This window comes from Mesorhizobium sp. M0587 (genome assembly GCF_040320945.1).
Classification (GTDB): Bacteria; Pseudomonadota; Alphaproteobacteria; order Rhizobiales; family Rhizobiaceae; genus Mesorhizobium.
The window spans coordinates 314,306-330,229 of the sequence record NZ_JAMYQP010000001.1 but is presented as its reverse complement, the minus strand read 5'-3'; the positions used below and the strand labels follow the sequence as shown (position 1 = coordinate 330,229).

The 15,924-nt window shown below is 58.0% G+C and carries 16 protein-coding genes; 6 read left to right on the top strand and 10 right to left on the bottom strand.

The window, feature by feature from the left end; translation table 11 throughout:
• Positions 1-20: 20 nt before the first annotated feature.
• A complete protein-coding gene (locus tag NKI49_RS01520) occupies positions 21-1,301 on the bottom strand; it encodes an O-antigen ligase family protein (RefSeq protein WP_352598084.1) in 1,281 nt (426 codons plus the stop codon).
• Between the two features lie 394 nt (positions 1,302-1,695).
• Between NKI49_RS01520 and NKI49_RS01515 the strand changes: the two genes are divergently transcribed.
• A complete protein-coding gene (locus tag NKI49_RS01515; RefSeq protein ID WP_352598085.1) occupies positions 1,696-1,932 on the top strand; it encodes a hypothetical protein in 237 nt (78 codons plus the stop codon).
• 23 nt (positions 1,933-1,955) lie between these two features.
• Here the strand turns inward: NKI49_RS01515 and NKI49_RS01510 are convergent, their stop codons facing one another.
• Positions 1,956-2,543, bottom strand: coding sequence for a sugar transferase (locus tag NKI49_RS01510; RefSeq protein ID WP_352695506.1), 588 nt, complete (start codon positions 2,541-2,543; stop codon positions 1,956-1,958).
• A gap of 478 nt (positions 2,544-3,021) precedes the next feature.
• Between NKI49_RS01510 and NKI49_RS01505 the strand changes: the two genes are divergently transcribed.
• Positions 3,022-4,188 carry a hypothetical protein gene (locus NKI49_RS01505; RefSeq protein WP_352598087.1) on the top strand — a complete coding sequence of 389 codons (1,167 nt, stop codon included), beginning with the start codon at positions 3,022-3,024 and terminating at the stop codon, positions 4,186-4,188.
• 136 nt (positions 4,189-4,324) lie between these two features.
• Here NKI49_RS01505 and NKI49_RS01500 read toward each other — a convergent pair whose 3' ends face one another.
• The 8 genes from NKI49_RS01500 to NKI49_RS01465 all read right to left on the bottom strand — a co-directional run bounded on the left by NKI49_RS01500 (position 4,325) and on the right by NKI49_RS01465 (position 12,221).
• On the bottom strand, positions 4,325-5,083 hold the full coding sequence (locus NKI49_RS01500; RefSeq protein ID WP_352598088.1) for a LuxR C-terminal-related transcriptional regulator: 759 nt from the start codon (positions 5,081-5,083) through the stop codon (positions 4,325-4,327).
• Between the two features lie 541 nt (positions 5,084-5,624).
• Entirely contained in the window at positions 5,625-5,906 is a 282-nt protein-coding gene (locus NKI49_RS01495) for a methyltransferase family protein (RefSeq protein WP_352598089.1), read from the bottom strand.
• Between the two features lie 685 nt (positions 5,907-6,591).
• Positions 6,592-7,131: a prepilin peptidase gene (locus tag NKI49_RS01490; protein ID WP_352598090.1), complete on the bottom strand. Its 540-nt coding sequence runs from the start codon at positions 7,129-7,131 to the stop codon at positions 6,592-6,594.
• A gap of 1 nt (position 7,132) precedes the next feature.
• On the bottom strand, positions 7,133-7,672 hold the full coding sequence (locus NKI49_RS01485; protein WP_352598091.1) for a tetratricopeptide repeat protein: 540 nt from the start codon (positions 7,670-7,672) through the stop codon (positions 7,133-7,135).
• Between the two features lie 65 nt (positions 7,673-7,737).
• Entirely contained in the window at positions 7,738-8,688 is a 951-nt protein-coding gene (locus tag NKI49_RS01480; RefSeq protein WP_352598092.1) for a type II secretion system F family protein, read from the bottom strand.
• Positions 8,689-8,706: 18 nt separating this feature from the next.
• Complete coding sequence (locus NKI49_RS01475; RefSeq protein ID WP_352598093.1) at positions 8,707-9,678, bottom strand: type II secretion system F family protein; 972 nt, start codon at positions 9,676-9,678, stop codon at positions 8,707-8,709.
• Complete coding sequence (locus NKI49_RS01470) at positions 9,678-11,060, bottom strand: TadA family conjugal transfer-associated ATPase (protein ID WP_352598094.1); 1,383 nt, start codon at positions 11,058-11,060, stop codon at positions 9,678-9,680. Before NKI49_RS01470 ends, NKI49_RS01475 begins: the two co-directional genes overlap by 1 nt.
• A 126-nt stretch (positions 11,061-11,186) precedes the next feature.
• Positions 11,187-12,221 (bottom strand): phosphatase PAP2 family protein, encoded by a 1,035-nt coding sequence (locus NKI49_RS01465; RefSeq protein ID WP_352598095.1) that lies wholly within the window; start codon positions 12,219-12,221, stop codon positions 11,187-11,189.
• A 589-nt stretch (positions 12,222-12,810) separates the two neighbouring features.
• Here NKI49_RS01465 and NKI49_RS01460 point away from each other — a divergent pair.
• The 4 genes from NKI49_RS01460 to NKI49_RS01445 all read left to right on the top strand — a co-directional run bounded on the left by NKI49_RS01460 (position 12,811) and on the right by NKI49_RS01445 (position 15,903).
• Positions 12,811-12,999 carry a Flp family type IVb pilin gene (locus NKI49_RS01460; protein WP_352598096.1) on the top strand — a complete coding sequence of 63 codons (189 nt, stop codon included), beginning with the start codon at positions 12,811-12,813 and terminating at the stop codon, positions 12,997-12,999.
• An 86-nt stretch (positions 13,000-13,085) separates the two neighbouring features.
• The gene (gene cpaB, locus NKI49_RS01455; protein ID WP_352598097.1) at positions 13,086-14,126 is read left to right on the top strand and encodes a Flp pilus assembly protein CpaB; all 1,041 of its coding nucleotides are present in this window, start codon (positions 13,086-13,088) and stop codon (positions 14,124-14,126) included.
• 54 nt (positions 14,127-14,180) lie between these two features.
• Positions 14,181-15,626, top strand: a complete 1,446-nt coding sequence (locus NKI49_RS01450) for a type II and III secretion system protein family protein (RefSeq protein WP_352598098.1) — start codon at positions 14,181-14,183, stop codon at positions 15,624-15,626.
• Between the two features lie 4 nt (positions 15,627-15,630).
• On the top strand, positions 15,631-15,903 hold the full coding sequence (locus NKI49_RS01445) for a hypothetical protein (protein WP_352598099.1): 273 nt from the start codon (positions 15,631-15,633) through the stop codon (positions 15,901-15,903).
• Positions 15,904-15,924: the final 21 nt, after the last annotated feature.

Below are 15,924 nucleotides of genomic sequence, written 5' to 3'. Positions count from 1 at the left end.
CCAAGAAACGTGGCGGAAGCTCAACGTTGAAACAGCTGGGACCCGGTCCCGGCATACAACTTTGGATTCTCATCAAGACCGCTCTGCAGTGATCGTTGCGTGCCGCGGTAGAAGACGAGCAAAGCCAGCGGGAGCCAGAAGAAAGCCGCTGTTGACGGACCGAAGGAATCGCTCATTTGGTTTGCGACGATGTAGTTCCACACGGAAACCGATGTTCCGAGCACCATCACATTCACTTCCGTCGCGTAGTCACCCTTGTCGTTGCCGAGCAATGTGGAGAAGACCGCGCTGACCAGATATGCAACGACCACGAGAACCATCACCGACACCAACGCGATGCCGGGCACTCCCAGTGTTCTAAAGGAGTCGATGAACAGGTTATGGCTATGGGGAGCGATATCGCCCACCGGCTGCCCTGCTCCCACTCCCACAAACGGATGCGACAGGCCGAGATCTATCGATATAGACCACAGTCGCTGCCGCGAGACCACCGAATGCGCCTCCCCTCCGGAAAGTTGAAGGGCCAGCAGATTGTAAGCCCGTGGATTTAGGAACTGCAATGTAACCAGACTCGCTTGGAGCAAAACCGGAGCCGTAACAGTACCCACGATCACTGTTACAGATCTCTGCTTTCTTCTCACCAGATATATACTATATAGTCCAAAGAAAGTTCCAAGCCCTGCAACGCCGAGAATGAAGTTTGTCTTTGAGCCCGATTTCACCAAACCCAGGAGCACCGCAAGGAGGCAGATCAAGAGGAAAATTCGATGCCTACGAGATGAGACCAGCTTCGCGGCGATGAGCGGCAGAACAGCCGACAGGGCGATCCCGAGTTGGTTCGAGTGCTTGAAATAGCCTTCCGCCCGATCGGCGAATCTGGCGTCGCCCAGCCCAATTGCGACAAGACAGGATGTTGCAGCACTCATGATGATCATTGTCATCACGATCCTATCGATTGCCACCAGACCATTTGGCCTTGTGGAGATCGCTGCGACGGCTGGAATGATCGCAAAACCGAACACCTGGGCGAAAACTGCGCGCATCGTTCTCATCGGATTGTCTGCGTAGAGCATCGACAGCAGGGACAGAACGATGATGAAGGCGGATATCGTCAGCACCGCAGTCGCCAAGGCCGCCTCGGCCCGATGGAGGCGTCTTGCTGTTTCGGCATAGGCAACGATGCTTACCAGGGCGCAGAACAGAGCCAGCAAAAAGGAAAGCGAGCCATCTGTTCCGGCGATACGCGTGGCGCCAGGGAACCAGATGGACACGATCAGCAAAAGGACGGATGCCTGCAGCATAGATGGGATGTCAGTGCGTTGCACAGAGACTTCGCGCCCGATGCGCAACGTCCCGCGGTTTGTCGTCCTGAACAGCAACACTGAGAAACAGAGGCTCAGCGTTCCTTTCCGGATCGTGATTCATGGCATGCTGCCGCATGGCGGGTGAAATTCTCCGCATACCTATTTCACAAGCAGCCTAGGCTCGACGGGTGGATAAGGAAATGAACGAAAAGGGGGTATTGGGACGGGATGCCCTAAGCCTTTTGTGCAAAGCGGCGCGGGACTGCCGATTTCCCGCCACTTGATCGAGAATCGAGCAGGCAGTGCAGCCGGATTGGGTGTTGGTACGGATTCGCGGATATGGGAAGCTTATGGACGGCAGACCGAGTCTTCCACACCATAGGAGATCGCCGTGCTTTGGTACCTTGTCACAGTCGGTGTGATCGGCGTTTTGCTGGGATTTCGTTTTCGAGCAGCTGCGCTCATCGTCGTGACCGCGGCGACTGTCGTGGGCGGCGTCGTTGCGGGCGGCATCGGCAATGTGTTCGATTGGCACCGCCTGCTTTCAATCCTGCTTCTGGTTGTCGTTCTGCAGTGTGCCTACTTGCTTGGCGTCATATGGCGCCGTGGCATGTCACGTGAGCCATGACGGTCCGCTGCCGTGCGCTCTGCTCAAGACGCCTGGTCGAATTTCATCACGGCGAAGACGGTCCGGACGAGAATAACGACATCGGCCCGCAGCGACCATTCCCGCACGTAGCGGCTGTCGAGAGAGACACGACTGGGATAATCCATTGCGTCTCTGCCTGTCACCTGCCACAGGCCAGTCAGCCCCGGCCGGGTTTTTAGATAGTCCATCGCACAGGAGCCGTAACGTTGCAGTTCGTCGGGAACGACCGGACGAGGACCGACGCAACTCATCTCGCCGCGCAGCACATTGATGAGTTGAGGCAACTCGTCCAGGCTGGACTTCCTGAGAATGTGGCCCAGGAATGTAATGCGCGGATCCTTCTTGAATTTCCAATTCTGCTCCCACTCCTTGGCGGCTTCGGGATTGCTCGCCAGATAATCGGCCAGGACCCGCTCCGAGTCCGCCACCATGGTTCTGAACTTGTAGCAGGCGAAACGCTTGCCGTTGAACCCGACCCGGGTGTGGGAGAACACCGCCGGTCCGCCGTCGGTCAGCAATATCAAAAGGGCAACCACCAGCATGACCGGAGCAGCAAGGACCAGCGCGATCAATGCGACAGCCATGTCCATCATCCTTTTGCGCCGGCCTCCAAGCGGACGGAGGTTTTGGCCGATGCGGATGCCGGGCCTGTGGCCCTTCGTGTCAAAAGCGCTGATTGTCACGGGTTTTCACCAAGAAACGCTGTTGGTGTTGCTGCCCAACTTCACAGCGGCTTGTGATTGTTGGCAAGAGAATCAAAGGAGGTAGCGGCATACCCGGCGCTCGTTACCCCTTAGCCTGATCCGCACGGCGCTGGCGTAGTGTCTGTAAGCCTTCTGATCAAACGGCGTATAACCCGGCATCCGTTTGCTGCGGTAGCAGTTCGGGCGGGTTCGGCTGTAGAGCCTGAATTGGAACTGGTCAGTCAACACGAGGTCGGAGTGCCAACCAAATCCAGGCCGTCACGCTCGTGGCGATACAGGAACCATGTTTGCCAAATGCGCAAGACCGCGAAGGCGTCCCTCAACGCAATGCAGGACTGCAAATGCATCGCGGCAGGAAATGCACGTGCATCGCGCCGAGACGATATCCCGGAGGGCAGTTGATCCGCTTAAAGGACATTGCAGGCTATCGGATAGTGGAGGGCGCAACGTGGTGTCCAGCTTGATGCTCTTACCAAGTGATCTGGCCGCAAGGCCGTCCGCTCGTGATGTTCTCGAGATCGACTTTGCCGGAGTACTTGCCGTCGTGCGCAAGCAAATAGCCTTGCTCGATCTCGATCTCTCCGGCCTCACCGTGGTCGTTGGCGCCACGACAGGACATCAAGCGGTGACTGCCACGGCGGCGGCGCTCGCCAACGCCAACCGTGTCGTCGCGCTGACCCGCATATCCTCCAGACATCCGAGCCTGGCGGCATCCGCGGATGCAACGTCGGCATTTGCCAACCTTGCCAAGGTCTCCGAACGCGTCGAAGTGACGAACCGCATCGATGGCCGCAAATGGCAGGACGTCGACCTCGTCACGAATTGCCTCCAGGTCGGGCCGATTACGAGATCGCTCATCGAACTCTTGCCCTCGCATGCGGTTGTTTCGCTGATGGCTGAACCATGGGAGCTTCGGCCGGGCGTTGTGGACTTCGACGCCTGTGACGAAGCCGGCATCAAAGTTGCGGCTCCCAACCTCAGCCACCCAGCCATAGACCTGCTGCCGGAACTCGCGCGGTTATGCTGCATCCTGCTGCGCGATGCCGGTGTCGATCAACGTGCCGCGAGGCTCGCCATCGTCTGCGACACGCCCTTTGCGCCGTCGCTCGAGCATACGCTACGCGAGAGTGGGGCGAGAGTAACTGTCTTTTCGCACCCCATGCTCATGACCAACGATGCATGGGATGTGATCGTCGTCGCGATGAGGCCGTCCGACAAACCATCAATGGACATCAACAGCCTGGGACGCATTGCCCGGAACTCTCGCCAAGCCCTGCTGGTGCAGTTCAGCGGCGGGATTGATCGCTCGGCCGCCAACTATTTCGGCCTAAGGATCTGGCCACAGAAGCGGCCCAACCGTGGTCAGCTAGGCCTTCCACTTGACGTACTCGGATCGGCTCCAATGGTCCGCAGACTGACGGGAGGGCTGAAGGCGGCAGAAGCCGCATATCGGGGCGTGGAGCTCGGAGGAGACAGCGTTGGATTTCTCGTGACGGCAAGGTCCGCGACGGTTGGCTGGGAACGTGTCTAGACACACGCCGAGCGTGCCCGTTTCGCGAAACGAGACATCGAATTTCCGAACCTTGGATCAGGACCGCGAGGTCCCGCCCTTGACGCACCCGCCAGCATGCCAGGGCCGGCTAGGCAAAACCCGATCGAGGCAGCCTTCAAAGCAACATTTGTCTGAGCTTGTACGCCACCTCGGTGCGGTTCGTAGCCTTGAGCTTCTTCATGATATTTCGGATGTGGACCTTGACGGTGCTCTCGCAAAGGTTGAGCTCGTAGGCGATTATCTTGTTCGCCTTGCCTGTCCTGAGCGCCTCCACAACCGCGGCCTCGCGTGTGGTGAACATGCCGGAGAGCGGGCGGGCACCGTTTGCGGTCGAGTGGATGATCTCTCGAAGCGCCAGCACGCAGCTGGCGGGTACAAAGATCCCTCCGGCACGAGCAAGACCGATGGCCTCGGCAGCGACCTTCACCTTCACGCTCGTAGGAATGTAGCCTCGGGCGCCGCATTCGAGAGCCGCGAGGACCTCTCCCGGCTCGTCGGAATCCACCACGACGATTACGGGTACGGCGCCAATCTCGGAAATGAAGTGCGCAAGTTCCGCCCGAACGCTCGGGTCCGTGACCTTTTTGGCGCCAAGAATCACAAGGATCGCGGATGGGTCCGCTTCCCCCGCAATGTGATGGATTTCGTCGAGCGATCCCACCGCGCTAACGCGCAAAGTGGGAGTGTGTTCGATAAGGCCACGAGCAAGGCATTCACGTTCGAGTGCTCGCTTGTCGACAATCATGACAAGGCCTTCGTTTCGATGTCCTTCTTCGACCTCGGGGCTGCCAAGACCATTCGCGTCCGGCAGATGTCCGTTGTGTATCGGTCTTGTTGCGTCATTCCAAAAATCGGAAGTTTGGGGATGTCCCATAGCCTCACCTACTCCTTTTTGCCGCTGACTTTGCTTTTCTCCCTCTTGGGTTGGTACCCTCTCAAAGCTTGTCAGAGGCGACAACTGATACGCTTGATCACATGTCAGGCTGCCTAGATGTAACTGAGGATTGGATTCAAGGAGTATGGCATACGCCGCCCCAACGCACGGACGTATGGCTTCCCCGACCTATGGTGGTAACCCAACCCAGAGGGCATACTACGATGCTGTGGAAAACACGCATTAATCCTGGTTAACAATTTGGTAATTATATCTTAGCTAGCTAATATAGTGTTACAACTTAAAGTTGTGTGAAACTGGACTACGCCAATAAGGCGAATTCGATGGCGGCTTTGTCCTGGTAGGAATTTTTTCTTGACAGGGTGAGTGCAGCTATGATAGATATCTACCTATGGTGCAGATTTGCGCCAAGGACCCGCCGCACAGGCGGGTTTTTCGTTTGACGCTTCACGACCAACGCGCCGGCGAGCGCTCCGGAGGAACCCGTTAACCCGGATTCGTTGCCCTGACGTCTGAGGTACTACCCCCCGGAAACCACCAGCTTTACGCGACGAAAACGCGGCAGAAGCATGGGGACGCGCCGGGCATATTCCTCGTATTCGGGGAAAGTTTGCCGCAGGATCGCCTCTTCATTCTTGGCGCGGCGAAACTGTAAAAGAAATTGGAGACCGCCTAAGGCAATCATTATCACTGAAAAATGCGAAAGAATCATCCCGAGGACGAATGCCGCCTCACAGATGTAGAGCGGATGGCGTATGATGGAATATGGACCGGAGGTAACCAGTTGTCGGGCCGTAGCCATGATGGAGAAAGAGGGCCAAGCCAATAGAGGCAAAAAATCGAACTGACCATGCCAATAAAAGTCAAGCAGAGCGCAATCATTTGAGCGGCCTCATTTCTCACCGCAGGCGTCAAAAACATCGTGACGACTATCATGAACGTTCCGGCCACCGACGTGACCCTAGGTCCAATGCCCACGGCCGTCCCTTTTGGCGGGAGGCGGCTCACAGTCATGAGAACCTGCAACAACGAAAACAAAGTCGCTGCGGCTTGAGTGACGACGGCCAACAAATTTGCCGAGACGTCCTGATGCAAATAGGAGAACAAAGGTATCCCACTAAGGATCGCCAAGACCGTCATTATAAAGACGATGGCGACGCGGCCGAAAAAATCCTCCGTTAACATCTGTTAGCCTCCCAAAGAAGCATTCAAGCACTCCTCTTACGTCTGCACAAGAAAATGGTTTCCGAAAGGTTAACGCCCATTTCTATCTTAACGTTCGATTAAACTGACCGGCGTACCATGACCAGATGCCGAACCTGCTCCCAACGCTTCGCGTCGTGGCCCCTATCTCCTTTATTATTTCGGCAATCATTGTGGTCGCCCTCAACCCCCACAGCGCGACTTTCGCGCTTTGTGCTGCGTTGCCTTTGAATGCCGCTGGATGGCCCACACTTCGGCCAACAGCAGAGCGGGCCTGCCGAGCTTCAGTTAAGCTGATCTAGGATTCCAGAGCTGCTCGCCAGCTCCAAGCTCCTGTAGATCTGGAAGCCTATCGTGAAGATCGCGGCCATCGAAATCGGCACGCCGAAGGGCACGACGCCTTTGCGGTCGAGATGCTGGGTGTAGAGGCGAAATGCGCCTTGGGGCAGCAGCAGCGGGTTTTTAACGACCAGCGCCGTGACGAGAGCAAAAACCAGCAGCAGTCCCGAAAACACGATGAGATCGCTTTCGCCGATCAGGAACGGCGTGACCGCCAGCAGCTTGACATCGCCGGCGCCGATCTTGCGCAGCGCCCAGAAAGGGAAGAGCGCGACGAACAACAGAAGTCCGGCCATGGCGCTCAGCCCCAAATCCCACCACGATCCGGATTGGAGCGACAGCAGCAGCAGGCCTCCTGCCCCCAGGCAGAGCAGCAGCAGCACATCGCGATTGGCTATCTTCTGCGTCGTGAAGTCGAGCCACGCGATCCTTGCGAGCAGAGGGATGGCGAGCGCCTTCAGCAGCAGCGCTTCGACGAGCAACATGCTAGCGCTCGATATTCTGCACGCTTGAGGACAAAAGCTTCAGATTGTTGGCTACGGTCGGATCGTTCGGCGCCAGCTCATAGGCCTTGAGGAAATTCGCGCGCGCGTCCTGCAGCTTGCCGCGCAGCAAATAGGAATAGCCGACATTGTTGTAGTACTCGGGCGATGCGCCCATCAGCTTGAAGGCCCTGGTATAGGCCCGGTCGGAGAGATCGAAGCGGTGGATGCGGTCGCAGGAGGCAGCCAGCCCCATCCAGGCGCCACCGTCGTTCGGGGCAAGCTGCGTCGCCTTGAAGAACAGGGCGCCGGCATTGCCGTAATTTTCCGCGCGAAACTGGTTCTTGGCCTCCCCGACGGCCTGGTCCGAGGCGTAATATTCGACGTCGCTGACGGTCTTCAACCCGTCAAAGGCATCGCCAAAGGAGGTTACGTCGCCTTTCGACGGCTCGTTGGTGCGGACGACACCGTCGGTGGCGTCCGTCTGGCAGCCGGCAAGCACCATCATCAACAGACTGGCTGCGGCTGCGACTGAGAGGCGCATTGGCGCTGTCATTCTATCCCCCAAGAGCCGTCCGACTCCATTTTTAGAATCAAAGCATATACCATTTAGAAGAAAATGCCCCTCATGCGGATGATCACCGGCAACATGATGACCATCATAACCACCGGAAAAATGCATAGCCCCAGCGGGATCATCATTTTGACCGGCAGAGAATTGGCGCGTTCCTCGGCACTTAGAATTCTTTGTCCACGCATTTCGGCGCTATAGACACGCAAGGCGTCGGTGAGGCTGGTGCCCAATTCTTCCGATTGCCGAAACAGCACGGCCAGTGCCCTCGCCTCGTCAAGCCCGATGCGATCCGAGAGTTCGCGTAGCGCCTCTCGCAATGGTTTGCCGGCGCGCAATTGCAGGTTCATGATCGACAGCTGTATTCCCAGCCATTTGTGGGTGGCAGCCATTTCATGGCTGACACGTTCGACTGCCGCCTCCAGGCTCATTCCGGCATCCGCGCAGGTGATCATCATGTCCATGAAGTCGGGGAACGCCCGACGATAGATCTGTTTTTGGCTGTTCTCGAAACGGTCGAGCAGAATGGCTGGAATCACGATGCAGGATAAGCCGAACAAGGCAGAACCAGCAAAAGTGATGAAACCGGGCAGTTGTGGCGGCAGGACCCGCGACAACAGTGCATAAATGGCCAAAAACCCGAGGCAGACCGCAACCAGGCGGGACAGCGTATAAAGCAAGGGCGCGCTTGATTGATAAAAGCCGGCGCGAAACAGTTTCGCCTCCAGGGCGTTTGGCTCATCGCGCTCCTTCTCGATCGACTTGAAGTATGCGTCGACCGGACGCTGCGCCGCAAGCTTGGCAAGCTGGTCTTGTCCGAGCATCGATCGGCGGTCTGTAATTCCTTCGCCCATCAGGCTCTGCGCGACAAGCTTTCGGGTTTGCAGAGCCGGCAAGAAGACAAGCGCACCGAACAGGAAAAGGGACACCGCCGCCACGAAGACGGCAATGGAAACCAAGAAGCCCAGGTCCTGAATATTCGAAAACAATTTTATCCGTCGCTCCAGTCAAAAATCGAAAGTGACCATCCGGTACATGATGAAGTCGCCAAGCAGCGCCCAAAGCCCAAAGATCAGGAACACTGGAAAGATCATTGGGTTACCCCAGACGGCGCCGTAATAGGCCGGAGCAATGAGTTGAAGGATCAGGAACATCGCGACAGGAAACAAGGAGATGATCCACGCGGAGACGCGGCCCTCGGCCGAAAGCGCCCTGATTTTCATTCTCAACTTCTGCCGCTCACGCAGTACCGAGGAAAGATTAGCCAGGATCTCGGTGAGATTGCCGCCCGTCTTGGCCTGGATCGACAGCGATACCGACAGCAGCTGAAGGCCCTCGAAGCCGACACGCTGCGAAAGCTTTCGCACGGCCTGCTCTATGCTGAGACCGAATGTGATTTCATCGGCGACGATGCCGAACTCGGTGCCGAGCGGATCCGGCATCTCGCGCGCGACCAGACCGATCGCGACCGAAGCGGGGTGTCCGGCGCGCAGCGAACGAACGATCATGTCGAGCGCGTCCGGCAACTGTTTGGCGAACTTCCGAATACGCTTGTTGCGGGCACGCCGAAGGACGAGAAGCGGCAGGACAAGCCCTACGACCAGAAAGATAAGGAGCGACGCCAAGGCAGAGAAATTGAGGAGGATCGCCAGCAGCAAGGCCATCGCCAGCCCAGCAAGCAGGAACGCCGCGGCGAAGGTCAGGGGATTTCCAGTAATGCCGGATTGGGTATAGAGCCTGTTCAACCAGACCATTCCAAAAAGAAAGTCGCCGGAGTCAGTGAGGCCGCGCTCTCGCAGCAACCCCTGTAACGTTTGTTCCGCCGGAACCTCGCCGGCAAGCCGGTTCAGCCGGCGATTCACTGCCATGGACCGGGAGCGGCGGCCGGCAAAGGAAAGATAGAGAGCTTCGCCGGCGAGAATGACCGAGGCCGCCGCCAGCATGTAGATGAAGTACAATAGAGCTTGGCCGGTCGGCATCAGAGGGCAACCTGCGGGTTGAAAGCGTCCTTGGCAAAATGGTGGCCAAGCGTCGCCGCTTCCGGAGCGAAGCGCGGACGGACACCGGTGGCGCGAAAGTCTCCTATGACCTTGCCCTCGGCTGTGACCTCGCAACGGACGAAGTGATAGATTTCCTGCAGCTGGACGACATTGCCTTCCATGCCGGTCAGTTCGGAGATGGAGGTGACACGGCGACCGCCATCCGACAGGCGCTGGGTCTGGACGATGATGTCAATCGCGGAGGCAATCTGCGCCCGGATGGAGTCGTGCGTCATCGGCATGCCGGCCATGCCGACCATCTGCTCCAGCCGCGAGATCGCATCGCGTGGCGTGTTGGCATGGATGGTGGTCATCGAGCCTTCATGGCCGGTGTTCATCGCCTGCAGCATGTCGAAGGCTTCCTCGCCGCGAACCTCGCCGACGATGATGCGATCCGGCCGCATGCGAAGTGCGTTCTTCAGCAATTCACGCTGGCGAACCTCGCCCTTGCCCTCGACATTGGGCGGGCGCGTCTCCAGCCGGCCGACATGCGGCTGCTGCAATTGCAGTTCGGCCGCATCCTCGATGGTGACCAGTCGCTCTTTCGAGGGGATGTAGCTCGACAACGCGTTGAGCAGGGTCGTCTTGCCGCTGCCGGTCCCGCCCGAAACCAGGATCGATTTGCGCGCCTGCACTGCGATCCGCAGCAGCTCGATCATGGGCGGCCGGATCGAATTGAATGCCATCAAACGCTCGAGGGAGTACGGATTCTTCGAGAATTTACGGATCGATACCAGCGGGCCGTCGACCGAGATCGGCCGCACGGCAATATTGACGCGCGAACCGTCCTCCAGCCGGGCATCGACCATGGGCGACGATTCGTCGACACGCCTGCCGATCGCCGAGACAATCTTGTTGATGACGCGAAGCAGGTGCGCCTCGTCTCTAAAGCGGATCGCCGTCTCCTCGATCACGCCACGCCGCTCGATGAAGACACGCTTGTGCGTGTTGATCATGATGTCGGTAATCGAGTCGTCCTTGAGCAGCGGTTCGATCGGCCCAAGACCCAGCATCTCGTCGGCGGTGTCGCTGGTCAATTGATCGAGCTCTCGCGCATTCAGCGGCACGTTTCGATTTCGAACGAACTCGCGAACGATGGGCCGGATCTCGTTCAAGATTTCATCCTTGGAGGCGCTTTCAAGAGCGGTCAGATTGAACCGATCAATAAGGTGGCGATGGAGCTCTACCTTGAGCGTCAGGAAATCGTCACCCTGAGGTCTGAAATCGTCGACAGGGCCGGATAACAGGTTTGTCGGCGTAGGTATGATCGACGGCTCAACCCGAGCCTCATTCGCTGCCTTATTAATGAACCGACCTAGCATATTGGCCAACCTCCCCACATTCTCTGGTCAAGAATCTATTCGTTAACCATCGAACGCACAAGCTTTAGGGCATTCTAATATACTAATCCGCCGAACACAGTTAAGGAACGCGCGGGATTGGACGTCCTAACACAGACGACCGCCAGAGCTACGAACCGCCCCACGCCCGCGTGCAATCCAGCGAACGGATTGAATAGCAACGATAGCAATCGCCAACCCCGCCAGAACATCGACTAGGTAGTGACCACCCTGCGGCGGAGTGGCAAGTATAAGCATCACGTTCAATAGGAAGACGGGCGGCGCAATGTAGCGGACATCACGCATCGAATAGACGAAAATCGCCGCTAGCGCTGAATGAAAAGACGGGAAAGTCACTAGCCCTTCAGGGTGTTCGATCAGAAACGGTTTTAACGTGCGAAGCGTGTGGAGTTGATCTAGGTGGCGCGTCGAAGCACCGGCCCCAAAAGAACTCAAGACTTCTGGCGAAGGATGAAAGAAATCAGAAGCTCCTGCCGCCGGGATCCCGACAAGCACCACGCACGTCAGGCACCCAGCTAACCCAAAGTGCGCAGAGAACTCTGCCAGTCGATCCAATCTGGAAGTGAACGCAAGGATAGCCGGCAAAACCAGCATCTGAATTTTCAAACTGCCATATGCGTATGTTATTGCGTGCGCAAAAATCGGATGAGCGTTCAGGCCAGTAACGTAGTCAACCCAATCAAATCCCAAAGCTCCATCGGCCGCCGCGAGATACCGATCCATTAATGGGCGCCCCGTCGCACTAGCCAGATAGGATAACAATAGTAGCCCGGCCGAGAGTAAAATTATTTGACCCAAAGCGACAAGCAGTCCCTGCGCTCTAACAGAAAACTGCGCCACGGCCTCACGGTAGAGAAATGGAGTCTTCCGCAACTGGTACCGCATGGCGCCTAACAACAGCCACAGAACCAGAAACGGAAGGCTTGCCAGCGCTTGATAGAAGAAAAGGAGAGGGTTTGCGTTGACGGTTGAAAACGGCAACCAAACCAAATTCACCACCGTAAGGCCAATGATGAGCACCAAAACAAGACCAAGGAGCCTATCATGTCGGAGGTTGGCCGCTATGTTCCGAAGCCATGCCGAGCGACCGATTGGCACGGCACCTGGAGAATCGGCGGTCATCTTGGATGCAGGACAAGACAGCCGCATGAAACTCTGCTCTCGATAGCTCCCCTGGCTTGGCTGCGAACAACGCGTCACGTCAATTTAGCCCCGCTAAATTTGAGATGCCTAAACTAATCATTAACCACGGGGCGGGGCAAGCGTTCGAAGGGCGACTGCCAGCCAATACTTACAGCATAGTTAACCAGCCTCCCCCGTCAAATACGTTTTATTTTGTTCGTGACGCACCGCCCTCGCGACGCTCACGAACCTTATGACCACGACAGGCCATCCTGTCTTCTAAGCGATCGCTAACCCATTAGATATAAAGGAATATGCATAACAGCTAATGTAAACCAATGACTGCCGTGAGTGAGGCAAAATTGTGAACGAATGGTTAAGGAGCTTGAAAAATTAGTCGAATCAATATCTTGCTAAGAATCGATCTCGCAAGATCCCTGAGAAACAGGTATTGGAAGGTTAAGGAACTGTTAATCCCGTTTGACTCTGTTTTTTCCCAGGTCAAGGATTGGGATGACGGGGGATGCTTGGGTATGGATTTCATCCTTTGCTCTGTCTCGTCGGGTTCAATCTCAAGGGAGAAATTCGCATGAAGAAGCTCATGACGATGGCCCGGCAGTTCCGCGACGATAGTGACGGCGCTGCCATGGTCGAATACACAATCCTGCTCGGTATCATTACCGCGGCAGTCATCGTGTCGATTATCGCGGTCGGGGCCTGGGTTAGCACCCAATGGCAGGCTTTGACTACGGTCCTTACCGCTGGCGTCGGCGGCTAACACCGGTTGTCGACATTAGCTTCCATCGACGTCAACGGAATCATTGACGTCGATGGAACCGACAAGTGTCTGACGGGAGCAAAGCCATGCGCGCCAATACGCTTATCATGATCGTTCTCGCCGGCGTGTTCGGCGTCCTGGCGGTGGTTCTGGCCAACATCTGGCTGGCCGGACAGCGAAGCGCCATGGCGCAAACGGGGATCGTCCAAGGCAGCACTGTCGTCGTAGCGGCAATGCCTCTGAAGTTTGGCGACGCACTGAGCGCCGACAAATTGCGCGAAGTCGCGTGGCCGGCGGGTGCGGTTCCAACGGGCGCCTTCAAGACAACGAAAGAGGCGCTGGCCGGCGAAGGCACAAAGCAGGCGTTGCAGGCAATCGGCGTCAACGAACCTGTTCTCGCCAACAAGATCACCGGCCCCGGCCAGCGCGCCACGCTTTCGGCTGTGCTGGGCGAAGGGATGAAAGCAGTATCGATCCGCGTCAATGACGTGCTCGGTGTCGCCGGCTTCGTCTTCCCGGGCGACCGCGTCGACGTGCTGCTGACGCGAACCGTGCGCGGCGACGATGGCGCGGACAAGAGTTTTGTCGACGTGCTGTTGCAGAGCATGAAGGTGCTCGCCATCGACCAGCTGGCCGACGAGAGCAAGGAAAGCCCGACGGTGGTGAAGTCGGTGACGCTCGAGGCCAGCACCAAGGATGCCCAGAAGCTGACCCTGGCAGCGGGCGCCGGCCAATTGTCGCTGGCGCTTCGCCAGGCCGCGGCCAGCAAGGGCGAGACCACCGAACGAGTAACGCTTTCCGATTTGATCGGCGAAACGCCGGCCGATGTCGCCGCCAGGCAGGCGGAGCTCGACAAGAAGGCAGCAGCCGAAGCGGAGGCAGCAGCCGAGCGCAAGCGCGCCGCGGACAAGATTGCCGGGTTGACCCAGGCCGTTGAGCGGGTGGGAAGCCGCCTTGACGAACTGGGCAAGGTAAAGCCCGCTCCGGTCGTGGTGACGGCACCAGCGCCGCAGCCGGTCGTCAAGGAAGTGGTCAAATATGTGCAGCCGGAACCGCCGAAGAATGTGTCAGTGGGCGTTTTCCGAGGCGTGAAGCTCGAGACATATGACGTGCCGCGGCAACCATGATAGAGTGCGGCTAATAAAACGAGGCTGCCACCGGCAGCGATTGGGGAGACGGGGATGCAGGGGGCTTGGTTGAGGTTGGCGGCGGCGGCATTGCCTTGTCTGGCAGTGCTGTTGCTGTCGAGTCTGGCGGCCGATGCAGCCGACCGTTTCATCGACGTGTCGAACCCCAGCGTCCATCGCATCTTCCTGCCGATGTCGCAATCGGTGACCGTGCAGGTAAATGCCAATCTGGGCGATATCGTCGTCGGCGACGAGAAAATCGCCGATGCGCAGCCTATGACCGACCGCACGCTTTATGTCATCGGCAAGGGCGCCGGCACCACCACGGTCAATCTGTTTTCCACCGACAAGCGCTCGCTCGGCGTCATCCAGATCGAGGTCGGCGTCGACGTCAGCGACATGGCGCAGGCGATCCGCCAGGTGGCACCGAGGTCGCGCATCGAAATCGGCTCGATCAACGGCAAGGTCAGGCTCGGCGGCCATGTCAAGGACGGCGCCACGCTCGCCGCAATCATGGAAGTGGCGCAGCAATACGGTCCTGACGCCATCATCAACTCCGTCATCGTCGACGACAGCCAGCAGGTCAATCTCGAAGTTCGCGTGCTGGAAGCCAAGCGCAACGCCGGCCGTGATCTGGGCGTGTCGATCAGGAGCACCAACAAGAGCGGCACAACCCGGAGCGGAACAGGCATTGGCACTGTCGACGCGGACGGAGCGGTGCTCGGCGCGGGAGACCTTGTTAGTGGCCTCCTGTCGAACTCCAATCCGTTCGCGGCTCTGATCACCCGCGTCATCGACAGCAACATCAAGGTCGATTTGATCATCGAAGCACTCGAAGCCAAGGGCGTGGTGCGCACGCTGGCCGAGCCCAACCTGACCACGCTTTCCGGCGAACCGGCCAGCTTCAATGCCGGCGGCCAGGTGCCTATCCGCAGCGTCACCGCCGATGGCCTGATCCAGATCGAATACAAGCAGTTCGGCGTCAATCTTCAGTTCACCCCGGTCGTGCTCGCCGACGACAAGATCCATATGAAGCTGGCGCCCGAAGTGAGCGACCTGACCGGCTTCACCACCGCCGGCGACCCGATCTTCACCAACCGCAAACTGGATACCGTCGTCGAACTGCGCGACGGGCAGAGCTTTGCGGTGGGCGGGCTTTTGTCCAGCAAGACGACAAAGCTCCAGAACCAGGTGCCGTGGCTCGGCCAGGTGCCGGTCATCGGCTCGCTGTTTCGCAATTCGAGCAACCAGAAGGAAGAAACCGAGCTGGTGGTCATCGTCACCCCGCACCTCGTGCGGCCGGTGAAGCCCGGCGAACAACTGGCGACACCATTCGACAAGACGCGGCCGGCCAACGATCCCGAATTGTTCCTGCTCGGCCAGCTCGAGGTGAACAAGGACATGATCCGCAAATATGAACACGGCGAAGGCGTCACCGGCCCCTATGGCCACATGCTGGACTTCAAATCGAAGGACAAGATGCTCTATGTCAAGAAATAGCGCCTTGGTCCTCATTGTGTGCACCGGCTTGCTGACGGGCTGCGCCGCCGACTATCTGAACCACTACGACTCGGTGACTTTGGCCGCCGGCGACACGCAGAAATACAATTCGATGCTGCAGACGGTCGACCCGCTCAATCCGGCCTCCCGGAACACACATATCGAAGGCGACGGCACGCGCGCCGCGCTTGTTGCGCACAACTACAAATTTCCGCCGCCGCCGCCACCGCCGCCGGCGATCACGGTCAATGTCGGTGGGTCCGGCGTGACACCGTGAACTGAACGGAAGGATGCGGAG